Below are 12,604 nucleotides of genomic sequence, written 5' to 3'. Positions count from 1 at the left end.
GGGGGTCAGCGGGCCGCGAAACGGGCGATGACGCCCGCCAGGATCACCCAGAACGCCGCGGCCAGACCGTAGTCGAGGATGACCGCGAGATTCGGGTCACTCACCGGGAAGAGACCCGGCCAGAACAACGCCAGCGGCCTGGCCAGCGCCTGGATGAAGATGAAGAAACCGTTGCCCGCGTTGGCACCCGCGAGCACCATCACCATGTACAGCAGTTCGATGAAAGCGAACAGCGCGCCGATGCCGGTGATGACGCGCACGGCGGTGTTGCTCCTACTGGTGGTTCGCCATCTGGACATGCCGGAAAAGTTCCCGCACTCCGGCGCGACAAACGCGTCAAGGGCCAAGTTGCGCCGATCGGCCGTACCTCGCTTACTACCCGGAGACGGACCGTGACGCACTGCTCAGTTGGTGATATCGATTATCATTACCGGTATGACTGGGGACTGGAACGACGGCTGGGATCGACTCATGGCGCGGTATCAGCCAGGACGTGAGCGGGCGATCGAGCGGATGATCGACCTGATCGCGGCGCGCTGCGACGGTCGGGCGCCGAGGGTGCTGGACGTAGGTGGCGGTACGGGCACTCTCTGTTCCCGTCTGCTCGCGCGTTTCCCCGAGGCGGAGGTCACGCTGGTCGATCTCGACCCGGTGATGCTGGCGATCGCTCGCGCGTCGCTGCCGTCGTCGGTGGAGGTGGTCCAGGCCGATCTGCGTGATCCGGGCTGGGCCGCCTTGTTGTCGTACAGCGGCTACGACGCCGTGCTGGCGATCATGGCCTTGCACTACCTGCCGCCGGACCGGCTGACGGCGTTGTACGCCGAACTCGCCGGGCTGGTGCGGGCGGGCGGTTTTGTGGCGAATGTGGACGACATGCCGGAAGGGGAAGTCGTGGCGTCCGCGAGCGATGACGGCTCTTGGAGCGACTGGTGGGGTCAGGTCGCGGCGGATCCCGTGCTGGGACCGGCCGTGGTTGAACGGGCTCGGCTGTTCGGCGATTCGTCCTCAGCCGAATGGCATCCTCCCGCCGAGTGGCATCTGCGTGCCTTGAAGGCCGGGCCGGTCGACGAGCCTGCCGTGGCGTGGCGGAACGGCGACCAGGCCGCTGTGGTCGCCTTCAGGCCTCGCTGAACGGCTGATCGTCGAGCGGCGCGCCTCGCCATTGCCACCCAGCGCGCGACGGCCGTCCCGGTAGCTCCGTGCGGTCCGTCGCCCACAGCAATGCCGTCCAGGGGTCGACGCCGGTGACGTCGACATCCGGGAACATCCGGGCGAGCACTCGCGAGCAGACATCGCGCGGCGGGTCGAGGGTGACGTCGAGCCCCCTGGCCATGTCCTCGCCGTGGACCAGGACTTCGACACAGCCCATCCCGGCGAAACCTTCGAGGTCGGCGCGGCCGCTCGGGTGGTACGCGCGGACGTCCGGGGCCACCGTGCGGAGCGTGCCGCCCAGGATGCCGCCGGCGACCGTGACGAACTCCAGCATCTCCGACGGAGTCGCTGCCTGATCGGCGACGGCTTCGAAGCAGACGAAACGTGGTGTCGACGGCCGCGCGATCAGCAGGCCCGCATAGGAGATCAGGCAGTCGCCGAGGTGTTCGGCCGTGCGCCAGGCGTTGAGATCGCCGGTGCCCGACGCCGCCGACCAGTCACGGCCCGACGCCTGGCTTAGTTCACCGACCACGCTCGCGATCGCGGCGTCGAGGTCGCCGGGGGTGACTGTCATCGTGGCATCAGCTCAGCGACCTCAACTCAGCGTCTTCAACTCGGCAACCCTCAACTCGAGGGCGTCGGAAACGCGACCGGACCGCGGTGGCCGTTCTTGCCGACCGCGCGGACGCCGAAGAACACGTTGTCCTTCGACAGATCCACTTTAGCCTCGGTCGTGTCGCCGACCGTGACCACGTGCGTCCAGTCGGGCGCCGTCGTCTCCCGCCAGACGACCTCGTAGCCGGCGAGGTCCGGGTCCGTTCCGCGCCGCCACACAAGATCCGTCTCGTTCGTCAGCCGGTTCGTCCGGATCCGGACGTCTTCGGGGGTACCGGGCGCGGTCGCCAGCGACCACATCGTCGCGGCGTTCACCCGCGCGACCCTGGCGATGAACGGGAAGTCGCAGAACTCGGGCAGATCGCCGAATTGCTTGCCGTTCTCCACCCGGACGTCCTGGTGCTGATGGGCGTAGTCCTCGTGCGGTTCGGTGAACCGCGCGGCGGGATACCCCTGCTCCAGGAACGGGATGTGGTCGCCGCCGCGGAGGTAGCGGTCGCGCCGGTGGATCACCCGTACGGTCATGCCGGTCGCTTCGTTGTCCGCGACCGAGCGTACGAATCGCGCCAGCTGACGGGAGGGCGAATCGTTCTCACCGCCGACCGCGCGCCGGATGTCGGCTTGTGCCGGGGTTTCCGACGTCGGCACGCCCTCGGCGAACAACCGGATCGTGCGCGGGTCCCGCGTCCCGTCGTCCGCCCGGCTGGAACCGACGATGTCGTTGGTGAACATCGCCTGCACGTTCGTGCCGGCCGTCTTGAACAGCGTGGCCATGTGCCGTGCGCCGAACAGGCCCTGTTCCTCACCGGCGACCGCGGCGAACACGATGGTCGCGGCCGGACGGCGAGTGGCGAGCACCCGGGCGAGCTCCATCGCGACGGCCACCCCGGAGGCGTCGTCGTCGGCGCCCGGCGCGTCCTTCGTCGCGTCGAGTGGGTCCGAACACCGCGAGTCGTAGTGACCGGACACGACGTAGACCCGTTCCGGGGTGGTGGAGCCGCGCAAGGTGGCGACGACGTTGGTGATGGTGGTCGCGACCGGGATCCGAGGCGGAGCGGGCTGCTGGAGGTACGACTGTGCCTCGACCGTCATCCGGCCGCCCGACCGCTCCGCGGATTTCGTCATCTCCGCGAAGATCCAGTCGCGGGCGGCGCCGATTCCCCGGACAGGGTCGGTCTGCGAGGACAACGTGTGCCGGGTTCCGAAGGCCGCGAGTCTGCGTACGGTGGCCTCGATGCGGTGTTCGTCTATCTCGCGGAGGATCGCTCGGAGTTCGGCGTCGGGTCGTTGTGGGGTGAGGCGTTCGCCGGCTTCTTCGGCGCCGGCGCTCGGTGCGAGGGTTGCAGATGACAGGGCGGCCGCCGAGAGCGCGGCCGACGTGGACAGGAAAACTCGTCTGGACCTTTCCTCAGCCATTCTCTCGTTCCTACGCGTTCCGTCATCGGGCGTCTACCCGCGAAAAGGATGAGCGCGGTGGGCGGTGGATCGGGGAAGATCGCCGGGTGATCTTCGGGAGAAGCAAGTCCGTGGCCGAGGCACTCCAGGAAACTTTGGAGAGCCGGGGACAGCGCGTCGGCGTGCTCATCGATGCGCTCATGCGCGTCGACAAGTCCGGCGACGACTCCGCAATCAAGGCCGCCTTCGCGACGATCACCGAGACACCGGCGCTCGTCGCGACTCTCGACGTGTACTGCCGGTCTCAGCGAGCCTTGGCCGACGTGGGTCTACGGCTCACGGGACGCGGGGCGGGGCCATTGACGACGGCGATCGCCGCTTCACACGGCAACGGTCGAGTCCGCGAGGTGGCGGTCACGAAGATGCTGGCGAACCCACGCCCGGAGATGCTTCCGTTCCTGCTGGTGCGCATGACGGATTGGGCCTCTCCGGTCCGCGACGCCGCCCGTATGGGTGTCGTCCGGCTGCTGCACGACAAGCCATCGACGTACCTCCAGTCCGCCGCCGAAACGATGCTTCACCTGCGGCGCCGTCGTCGCGGGGGCTTCGGCGTCCAGCAGCTGTACGCGGCTGCTTACGACGCCCCCGTGGCGGTGCTCGAGCAGTTGATGTGCTCGACGACCTCCGCGGTGCCGAGGTTCGCGTTCGAAGTCAGAACCCGGCGTGGCGATCTCAGACTCGACGAGATGGTTCGGCTTGCCCTGACGAATTCCGACAAGGGTCTCCGCGCCCGTGCCGCTGAGGCCGCCGCCCGCGAGGCCGTGTGGACCGGTCGCGTGGACGTCCTGCGCAAGCTGGCCGCCTCCCGGTACGGCGAGGTACGGATCAGCGCGCTGACCGGACTCGCTCGCCTCGGCCACTGGAACGAAATCGCCGGTCTGCTGGACGACCGTTCCTCACTGATCCGTGCGCTCGCACGGGATGCTGCCCGGCGTACGGGCGTCGACGCTGTCGACTGGTACCGGTCGGCCGTTTCCGCCGCGAACCCATCCTTGGGCGCCATCGCGGGCCTTGCCGAGTCGGGGCGGCAGGAGGACGGGGAGCTGCTGTATCCGTTGCTGAGGCACTCTGCGGCCAGGGTGCGGGCCCAAGCCGTTGGGGCGCTTCGGATTCTGGACGCTGTCCCGGTCGATTCGGTGAGGTCGATGGTCGAGGATCCTTCCCGTCGGGTGGTCAGGGCGGCCTTGAAGGCTTTGGGGCCACGGGCTCAGGTCTGAGTTTCATCGTCCTCGGGACCTGTGCGTGGTTCGTGGAACGGCTCTGGCGCTGACTCGTAGGTATGGCCGCTCGGCGTGGTGATGATCATGCCGCCGTCGCCGGTGGGTACGGCCGACCACCCGGGTTCCTCCTTGAGCAGGTTGTGGTTCTTGCAGTGGATATGACAGTTGTGGTGATTGGTCTTCCCGTTGCGAGCCCGCGCGACGATGTGGTCGATCTCGGAGGCCTCGGCCGGCAGGTGACAGCCCGGTTGCGTGCACTCGCGATCCCTCGCCTTGATCAAGCGGGCCAAGGACGCCGGTGACCGGTACTTGTCACCGCCCGCCTCGAGCAGTTGGCCCGTGGCGGAGTCGGTGATCAGCCGGGACCAGGTGGACCCGGGGTCGGAGGCGATTTCGCGGACCAGCCAGTCAGGGATGGGGCCGTACCCGGCCAGCGTCGCGGGATCGTCACGCGCGCCGACGAGTGTCAAGAAGTCGACATAGACATGGATGTGGGCACGCGGCTTCCCCCGACCGTTCTCGGCCAGTAGCCGTTCGGCGAAGATGTCGGCGCGATGCTGGTCGAGCGTCCGGGATTTGTCCTTATTCCGCCGGGAGCGCGCTGCGCGGCTCATCGAGGCGTAGATGGAACTGGCGACTTCCGTGGGAAGGTGGCCGGAGAGTGTGGACATGGTCTCGTCGTCGTGTTCCAACGAGATATGCCGCAAGGCGCGTTTCTTGGCCGCTCGTTCGCGATAGCCGTCGGGATCGAATTTCTGCACGGCATGTCTCACCGAACCCCGGATCGCTCCGGGATCACGGTCGGCGAGACGTTTGGTCAGCCAGGCGTCGACCTGTGCCGCGACTTCGTCCGACACCTCTCTGGTCAGCTGCATGACCTTGGAAGCCTTGTACAGGTCGATATCGCCACGCTCCAACGCCGCCAGCGTGTTCGGCAGGCGGGCGACGAGGGCGCAGGAAGTCTCGACGAGCAGGAACGCGTGATTGCGGGTGACCGAGAAGCGCAAGGCGACCTCCTCGGTCACGGATCTTCGTGATCCACCGCGAGCGGCGAAATCGGCTAACGCTCGTACCTGACGTCCCTGCGTCCGCCGAAGCGAAAGCTCTTCGTCGAACGCGGCGTCAAGAAAGCGAGCGGCTTTCGGGTTATAAGCGAGAGTTGTGGTCATGTCCATGATCATACTCGAACTGACGTTCGAATGGCGGCGAGAGCGTGATCGAATTTACGCGGAGAGTGAACGGGCCAGTCATGGCTGTTAGTTCCGGCTGAGGCGCGATCACCGGCGCGGCTGATTGAATGGGAGGGTGAGCGACTACCCCAGGCTGCTGGAAGACCGAGAAGTATTGGTGGCGCGTGCCGGTGAAGGGCGACGAGCGCGGCTGCGGGGCTGGCTGGACGGTTACGACGGGCCAAGGCCGCTCTATCGGATCGAGCTGTTCCTGGGCGTTGACCGGTTTACGGCCACCGCCATGGACATGTTCGAGGCGCTGGCCCGGCTGCGTCGTCAGCTGGAACCCGGGGGTTGGGCCATCGCCGTTCAAGGCGCCCGCCGCGACACCTACCCGAGCGGGATGTGCAGGGACATGGGCGGCGGGATGCAGATCTACGTCATGCGCACTGGCGAAAAGACTTCGGAAGCGGACCTCGTCGATACGCTGGCCGATGCGGAACTCGACCAGATCGTGAGTGTCGCGGAACAGGAGGCATGGCACGCCGAATGGTGGGAAGCGGCCACCGGTCGCCGGCTCTGAGCGCACGTGAAGGGAACTGTCATGAGCCAGGCGAGCGGGGGCGACGGCAGACGACGCAACCGCGACCTCGTTGCTCGCCACCGCAACGCCTGAGCCTCACTTGTCGGTGGTGCTTTCCCAGAGTGCATAGAACGTAGAACGGGAAACAGCTGTGAGGCCGGGGTCGAGTGCTTGATCGGTGAGTCCGCCGGCTTCATCCTCGATATTCCGCCACCAGTAGCGGCGAATGGCCCCGGACGAATCCAGCTCGATTTGCTTGATGGCCACTGTCTCGTGCTCGACCACAACCGCTTCCCACAGCCAGCGAGCTCCTTCGTCGACCAGGCCTTCATGGTCCACGTACTCGTAGTACTGGCGAAGCCCAGCGCCCTCGTCCAACGCCCGATACCGCGCGACGCTTGCCCGGAAGGCGGCTTCAGTCTCGTGCGGCCAGTGCCGTTGGGCTGCCAGACGCCGGTAGTACGCCTCCACGTCCGGCGGAAAGTCGGTCACCATCAGAGTGCGCCGGTGGTTGAGTCGGAAGGCGCGGGATCCAGCTCTGTATCGGGCCATGACTGTGGCGCGGGCCCGAACGCGCGTCGAGCGGCTCGGACCGCCAGGGAGGCGAGGGTGGCGTTGGCGCCGCCGCCGATCACCGCGCCGATGCCGAATGGAGCCACCCTGCCGAGCACGATGATGCCCTGCTTGGTGCCGTACTTGGTGATGAAGTTCTTGCCCAGGACCTTGTTGATCTGGCGGAGCGTCGCCGTGGGCACCTTGCTGACGAGCTGGCGGGCCCAGTGCTGGCCGGTGCGCTCGGCGGCCTTGCCGACAATGGTCGCGGAACCTGAATGTCCGAGAAGAATCCCCATGACCAGTGTCCGACGGCGTTCGATCTCGTCCAGCTGAACGCCGTGGACCTCGGCGACCGAAAGCACGAACAAAGTGCTCAGTTCAAGCGAAGAAAATTCCTCACCCGCCGACAAGGCCAATGCGACCCCGGTGCCGACGGCGGGTGCGGCCGCGGTGGCCCCGACTGCGGCTCCGGTGCCTGCCAAGGCACTGACGTACATCCGTTCCAGTGTGCGCACGACTTCTGCGGGCGTCGCATCCGGGTTGCGCTGACGGGCTCGTGCGATGTTCTTGCGCACCAGCGGTGTCTGCAAGCCGATGGCCTTGTCCAGCAGATCGAGGATCGGCTGTCCCGGCCCGCTTGCCGCCGGTACCGGGCGTTCAAGGGCATCAGAGGCCACAGCGAGCTCCTTCGCGTCGTCAAGTTGCCGCCAAGTCTCGCACTGGCGCTGCCAGAGGCGTCGAGTTGTCGCAGTGGTGATGCCTCCGCCGACGGCCCGTGCGAGTCGGCGACCCTACTTGACCAAGTGGAAGGCAGGATGTGCGCACCACGCGGCCATCGCCGGTGCGTCGAGGTAGACGTAGTCCTCGACACGGATGCAGCGTCCGTTGCGGTCGAAGTGTTCAAGCAGGCTTGCGGAAGGGCGAGTCTTGAATTCGACGAACACCCAGCCCTCGGTCTTCTCGGCGATTCGTTGTGCAAGGCTGCCCAGCACTGGCCTGCCGATGAGATCGCTGACGAAGATGTGCAGCCCGATGTCGCAGTGCATTGTCCTGCCTGCTGCCTGTTCGACGATTTCGATCTCCGAGGGATCGGTTTCGTGGTCAGGCCGATCGAGGGAGTAACGGTAGGGAAGCCCATCGGCCGAGTGCCAAAAGCGCGGGTCATCGGCGTTCCGGGTCATCCCCACGACGCCGAACTCCGCCACCACGATCGGTTCGACACGTTCGGAGAGGTATGGAGTCAAGACGCTGAGCGCGGTTCCGGCCACGGGTACCAGTAAACGGCACCCGGCCGCATTGCCCGAACCGCCCGATCGCTGAACGACGCCGGAGCCGAGCCCTTAGCCACCCGCGTACCCGCGACGCGGTCGACCAGACCGTCGGGACCGCGACGCCGAACATCTGGATGACGAACGCGATGAGCCGGGTCTTCGACGAACATCCTGGACTGCCGGAGGACCGACGAGTACAACCAGAGGCTCTCGGAGCGACGGGCGCACGCTGTGGTCCTCGCGGAGGACGGGGTCGGTTGCCCACGTCCGGGCGCGGCGAGGCGGAGCCGGTCGACACCAACGGCACGTCGGCGCAACCGGAGGGTCGAGCTCGACTCGACGCCGTGATCCCAGGTCGCGCTCAGGGGTTGGCAGCAGGGTCGTCGAAGTCGAGCGGCGGCATCGTCGCCACATCCTGGGCCCAGGTGTCGCGGAATCCCGGCTGCACCGCGAGATCGACCAGTTCGATCCGCGCTCCGATGCTGTCGAGCCGGTGGTAGGTGAAGGAGCGACCGTAGGGGCAGGAGTCGAACTCGATCGGCGCGCCTCGATCCGCCAGGCGCTGTTTGTCCGTCACGACGTCCTTGGACCAGTAGCCGATGTGGTCGAAGCGGGACCCGTCGGTCGCGTCCCACGGGCTTCCGGCGGGTCCTTGGATCACCTCGAAGAACGGCGGCCCACCGGTCGAGAACACGATGTCGTAGTCCCAATCCCCGAGGGTGCCCGCACGAACCGGACTCCAGGTCACGCCGAGGGTGCGGGTGAGGTCTTCGGTCGCCTGTCCGATGTCTCGGACGACGAAGCACAGGTGGTAGAAGGCGTTCAACTGCTCAACCCTCGCCCGCCGCAAGCAACTCCCGCAGCATCGCCAGCAGTTCCCGCCGGTCCCCGGCCCCGAGTTTGCCCCGGATCCGTGCCATGTGGTGTTCCACGGTCTTCCCCGAGATGAACAGTTCGCTCCCGGCCTGTTTGTACGTCAGCCCGCCGACGACGAGACGGGCGACTTCCAGTTCCCGTTCGCTCAAGGCGTTCAGCCCGGTGGCCGCGACGGGTTCCGGCGCCCGGCCTTGGAACTGCCGGGCCGCTTCGAGCAGCTGGACCATCGCCTTCCGGTCGGAGGTCCGGATCGCCGCCTGCCCGGCCAGCCGGGACGCGTCCCAGCAGAGCCCGAGTTCGTGCAGTTCCGACGCGGACGCGGTGATCGATTCCGGATCGAAGCTGCCGGTCAGGACCGCGAGCCAGCCGGACGCGGCGGCGGCGAGGGCGGCGGGATAGCGGCCGCAGGAAGCGAAACCGTTCAACGCGGCCAGATGTTCGCCCGCCGACGTGTGGTCCTCGACGGTGATGGCGGCGTGCAGTTCGTGCCAGCGCAGGGTGGCTGTCCACAGTGGAGGGTTGCCGAGCGCGTCGAGCACGGCGTGTGCCCGCTCCAGCTGCCCGGCCAGTTTGGCGCTCGCGCCGCCCCGTGCGGCCGCGATCGCGAGTTCTCCCAGCGGCAGCAGCGAATACAGGTCCGGCTGCTGGCGCATCGAAGCCTGATACGCCCGGTCCCAAGAACGTTGCAGGCCGGGAAGATCGCTCGCCCGCCGTGCCAGGCCCAGCTGCAGAGTGGCGGCGAAGAGTTCGTCGCGCGCTTCGAGACCGTCCGGTGGCATCAGGGCTTCGGCTGCCGTCTTGAGGTCGCCCGCGGTCATCGCGACCCAGCCGAGCAACAGCCGGTGCCGCTTCGCGAGCAGGTCGCCGCCGATCCGGCCGTTCGCCGCGCGGCTCAACACCGACTCGGCCAGCGCGAGTTCGCCGGAATGCAGGCCCACCAACGCCGCCAGGGCCGCCGGGCTGTCCGGCAGCGGAGCGGGCGCGCCCGTCGATTCCAGCATCGAAGCCGCGCCCAGCAAGGCGGACAGGGTTTCGGCGCCGCAACCCGACACCGAATCGGTGATCGCCCGCGCCATCCGCGAGGCGGCACCGGCGAACAACGTCGGGACTTCGGGGGTTTCCAGCACACCCCGGGCGGCTTCGAGTTTTCCGGTGCCCAGCAACGCGATCGCGGCGAACCCCTTCGACGCGGCCCGTCCGGACCATTGGTACAGCTCCGCGCTGTGCGCCAGTTCGCCGCGATGCGCCAGCACGGTCGCGGCCACCTCGGCGCCCGCGGCCCGGGCGTCCGTGTCCGAAGTGCTGCCGAGCATGCCGTCGCCGAGCCGCAACGCGGTGTCGAGGTCACCGGCCAGCGCCGCGGCGTGCGCCCAGCCGACGGTGAGCGCCGCGCCGCGCCCACCGGCCTCGGACGCGGCCTCGTAGAACCGCGCCGCGAGTTTCGTGTCGTCGGGCATCGCCTCGCGTGCGGCGGCTTCGAAGGCCGCCGCCGCGCTCGCGCCCGAACTTCCCGTTCCCAGCAACGACTTCGCGAGGTCCAGCACCGGAAGCCCGTCCCGCAACTGGAGTTCCACGAGCCGCTGCAGCACCGTCAGCCGTCGTCCCGGCGAACCCCAGGTCCGGATGGCTTCGGCCGCGATCGGCAGCAGGACGTCGTCCTCACCGAGGAGACCGGTCGCCCTGGCACTGTCGAAGACCTCTGGGAGACCTTCGCGATCGCGGTTCAGGAGCGCGGCGAGGAGATCGAGGTTCCGGCCCGCGCCCGCCTCCGCCGCGATCAGGAAGCGGTGCACGTCGTCGTCCAGCTGCTCCAGTTCGCCGCGGAAGTCCGCGAGCCGCCCGGTGACCGCGCGCACGACGAGTCCCGGCACACCACCGGTTTTGAGGTGGACTTCGGCCGCTGTGGCCGCGTCGCCCCCGGAGTGCTCGACGAGCTTCCGGACGTCGTCGACGCCGAAAGCGCCCAAAGACACCGATCTGCCGAAGGAATCGGCGAGCGTGCGCAACGCCTTCGTGCGCGCCGTCCGGAAGGCCAGCACCACGGGCGCCGTCGTTTCCTCCGTCCGTGCCTTGATCTTCGCGAGCTCGTCGTCATCGAGCTGGTCGGCGTCGTCGATCAGCAGTGCCTCGACACCGGCGTCGGCGTAGCGACGTCCGAGCAGGCCGAGTAGATGGGTCTTGCCGTACCCGCCGGGGGCGACGACGGTGACCCGCACCGGGACTTCCGGGGCGGTGGTCACCTTGTCGAGCAGGCGCCGGGCACCCGGCTGGATGATGCCGGGCTGGTCGAGCAGTGCGTTCAACAGCGACCTTCGGGGGAATCGGTGGCACCGGGGGTGGGCGGCGCGCACGAGCTCGAAGTGGTGGGAGGGGCTTCGGGACCCTTGTCGGCGGTGGCTTCTCGAGTGGTCAGGGTGAGCAGCAGAGTGGTCGCGGCCAGCACCACGACCGCGGCTCCGGCGACGAGGGGCTTGCGCCGGCTGAGCAGTTTCGCCGCCCCGGTGCGTTCTGGCAAGGGGAACGGGGTGATGTCCACCGGCGGCCGTTCGGGCCGCTCGGTGAGCTCTTCGGGGGTGTCGACCCGGGGGAGCAGGGTGGTTTCGACGGTCGCGACGGCGTGCGATCCCGCGCCGCCGGGTTGAGGAAGGTCACGTCGCGCGGCGATGTTGGCCGCACCGGTCGCCACCGTCAGCACCGGGTCGCTCGACGCGAAGACGGGGCACGGTGTCCGGCCGGGAACCGGCGGTGCCTCGCCGCAGAGCACGATGCCCGCCAGCGCCTGGGGCGGGACCCCGGCGCCGTGCGCGAGTTCGAAGACCTTGCCGATGGCCTCGGCGGGGTCGACACCTTCCAGCGTTTTGACGGGTTGCCAGCCGTTGACGGCGGTGGCGGCGGCGATCGTGACGACCGCGCCGTCCGGGCCGAATTCGCAGACACCGGCGGTGACGTCGCCGTGCGGGGCGAGGTACGCGTGCAGTGCGGCGACGGGCGACGCCACCAGTGCGGCACGGGGGAATCCGGCTTCCGCCAGCGCCCGGCGCAGCAGGTCGCGGCGGAACGAACCCCAGCCCACGGGATGCGTGAGCACGATGTGGTGCGGTTTCTCACCGAAGCGTTCGGCCGCTTGATCCACCGCCGCGTCGACGAGGACCGCGCTGAGGGATTCGGCGGGGAACCGCTCGCCACCGACGATCACGGGAACGTCGTCGCCGACCCGTTCGTGGAACCCGGTGAGCAGACGGGCGGGCGCGGATCGGCCCGCCTCGACCGCGGCGTCCCCGGTGAGCAGGTAGCCGTCGTCGTCGAGGAACACCGCCGACGCCGCCGCCGGGCCGCGCGCGCCGAGCCACGACGGCTCGGGCACGCTCCACCCGTCGCCGGAGTTCACGCAGGTGGCGGCGGTGGTGCGGGTCGAGGCGATATCGATGCCGAGGACGTAGGGCAACGAGCATCCTCCTTCGCTTGACCAGCCCCTAAGGACCAAATAGGGCCACTCACCTGAACGGCTTGACCCATCCGGGTGAGGGTTGGCATTAAACCCAACCGAGTGCGTCTCGGTTAAGCCCCTAACGCCCTAACGATGTCATACCGATCCCCTATTGGCTGAGTGAGTGACGACCAGGAGTGATCCCCGATGTGCCCACGGGGACCGGCTCACTAGCTTCGGTGACCTGCGCTCAGCCGTGCCCTCCGGCCGCTGGGCCCGCC

The 12,604-nt window shown here is 68.2% G+C and carries 13 protein-coding genes; 3 read left to right on the top strand and 10 right to left on the bottom strand.

What is annotated here, in order from left to right:
- Positions 1-5 precede the first annotated feature (5 nt).
- A complete protein-coding gene (locus AB8M46_RS37540) occupies positions 6-260 on the bottom strand; it encodes a hypothetical protein (RefSeq protein ID WP_016331969.1) in 255 nt (84 codons plus the stop codon).
- A gap of 175 nt (positions 261-435) precedes the next feature.
- Between AB8M46_RS37540 and AB8M46_RS37535 the strand changes: the two genes are divergently transcribed.
- Entirely contained in the window at positions 436-1,131 is a 696-nt protein-coding gene (locus AB8M46_RS37535) for a class I SAM-dependent methyltransferase (protein ID WP_394363261.1), read from the top strand.
- Here the strand turns inward: AB8M46_RS37535 and AB8M46_RS37530 are convergent.
- A complete protein-coding gene (locus tag AB8M46_RS37530) occupies positions 1,118-1,726 on the bottom strand; it encodes a hypothetical protein (RefSeq protein WP_394363260.1) in 609 nt (202 codons plus the stop codon). The genes AB8M46_RS37535 and AB8M46_RS37530 overlap by 14 nt on opposite strands.
- A gap of 50 nt (positions 1,727-1,776) precedes the next feature.
- Positions 1,777-3,183, bottom strand: a complete 1,407-nt coding sequence (locus AB8M46_RS37525; RefSeq protein ID WP_394363259.1) for a M20/M25/M40 family metallo-hydrolase — start codon at positions 3,181-3,183, stop codon at positions 1,777-1,779.
- 110 nt (positions 3,184-3,293) lie between these two features.
- Between AB8M46_RS37525 and AB8M46_RS37520 the strand changes: the two genes are divergently transcribed.
- Positions 3,294-4,439 carry a HEAT repeat domain-containing protein gene (locus AB8M46_RS37520; protein ID WP_394363258.1) on the top strand — a complete coding sequence of 382 codons (1,146 nt, stop codon included), beginning with the start codon at positions 3,294-3,296 and terminating at the stop codon, positions 4,437-4,439.
- Here AB8M46_RS37520 and AB8M46_RS37515 read toward each other — a convergent pair.
- Positions 4,430-5,611 carry a DUF222 domain-containing protein gene (locus AB8M46_RS37515; protein WP_394363290.1) on the bottom strand — a complete coding sequence of 394 codons (1,182 nt, stop codon included), beginning with the start codon at positions 5,609-5,611 and terminating at the stop codon, positions 4,430-4,432. The two genes, AB8M46_RS37520 and AB8M46_RS37515, sit on opposite strands and share 10 nt — an antisense overlap.
- Positions 5,612-5,747: 136 nt before the next feature.
- Between AB8M46_RS37515 and AB8M46_RS37510 the strand changes: the two genes are divergently transcribed.
- Complete coding sequence (locus tag AB8M46_RS37510; RefSeq protein ID WP_394363257.1) at positions 5,748-6,194, top strand: hypothetical protein; 447 nt, start codon at positions 5,748-5,750, stop codon at positions 6,192-6,194.
- Positions 6,195-6,290: 96 nt separating this feature from the next.
- Here the strand turns inward: AB8M46_RS37510 and AB8M46_RS37505 are convergent, their stop codons facing one another.
- From AB8M46_RS37505 to AB8M46_RS37480, 6 genes are all read right to left on the bottom strand, one after another.
- Positions 6,291-6,689 (bottom strand): hypothetical protein, encoded by a 399-nt coding sequence (locus tag AB8M46_RS37505; protein WP_037346535.1) that lies wholly within the window; start codon positions 6,687-6,689, stop codon positions 6,291-6,293.
- A complete protein-coding gene (locus tag AB8M46_RS37500) occupies positions 6,689-7,426 on the bottom strand; it encodes a hypothetical protein (RefSeq protein WP_394363255.1) in 738 nt (245 codons plus the stop codon). Before AB8M46_RS37500 ends, AB8M46_RS37505 begins: the two co-directional genes overlap by 1 nt.
- A gap of 114 nt (positions 7,427-7,540) precedes the next feature.
- Positions 7,541-8,017, bottom strand: coding sequence for a hypothetical protein (locus AB8M46_RS37495; protein ID WP_394363254.1), 477 nt, complete (start codon positions 8,015-8,017; stop codon positions 7,541-7,543).
- 364 nt (positions 8,018-8,381) lie between these two features.
- The gene (locus AB8M46_RS37490; RefSeq protein ID WP_378424937.1) at positions 8,382-8,846 is read right to left on the bottom strand and encodes a VOC family protein; all 465 of its coding nucleotides are present in this window, start codon (positions 8,844-8,846) and stop codon (positions 8,382-8,384) included.
- A gap of 4 nt (positions 8,847-8,850) precedes the next feature.
- A complete protein-coding gene (locus AB8M46_RS37485) occupies positions 8,851-11,199 on the bottom strand; it encodes a helix-turn-helix transcriptional regulator (protein ID WP_394363253.1) in 2,349 nt (782 codons plus the stop codon).
- Positions 11,196-12,341 carry a molecular chaperone DnaK gene (locus AB8M46_RS37480; RefSeq protein ID WP_394363252.1) on the bottom strand — a complete coding sequence of 382 codons (1,146 nt, stop codon included), beginning with the start codon at positions 12,339-12,341 and terminating at the stop codon, positions 11,196-11,198. Before AB8M46_RS37480 ends, AB8M46_RS37485 begins: the two co-directional genes overlap by 4 nt.
- Between the last annotated feature and the right edge of the window lie 263 nt (positions 12,342-12,604).

Origin of the sequence: Amycolatopsis sp. SB7-3 (assembly GCF_041021335.1) — a bacterium.
GTDB lineage: Bacteria > Actinomycetota > Actinomycetes > Mycobacteriales > Pseudonocardiaceae > Amycolatopsis > Amycolatopsis japonica.
This window is presented reverse-complemented; position numbering and strand designations above follow the sequence as displayed.

Excerpts from the sequence above, each read along its gene's own strand:
- AB8M46_RS37535 (WP_394363261.1), top strand. The coding sequence starts at position 436 with ATGACTGGGGACTGGAACGACGGCTGGGATCGACTCATGGCGCGGTAT.
- AB8M46_RS37530 (WP_394363260.1), bottom strand. The coding sequence starts at position 1,726 with ATGACAGTCACCCCCGGCGACCTCGACGCCGCGATCGCGAGCGTGGTC.
- AB8M46_RS37515 (WP_394363290.1), bottom strand. The coding sequence starts at position 5,611 with ATGACCACAACTCTCGCTTATAACCCGAAAGCCGCTCGCTTTCTTGAC.
- AB8M46_RS37505 (WP_037346535.1), bottom strand. The coding sequence starts at position 6,689 with ATGGTGACCGACTTTCCGCCGGACGTGGAGGCGTACTACCGGCGTCTG.
- AB8M46_RS37525 (WP_394363259.1), bottom strand. The coding sequence starts at position 3,183 with ATGGCTGAGGAAAGGTCCAGACGAGTTTTCCTGTCCACGTCGGCCGCG.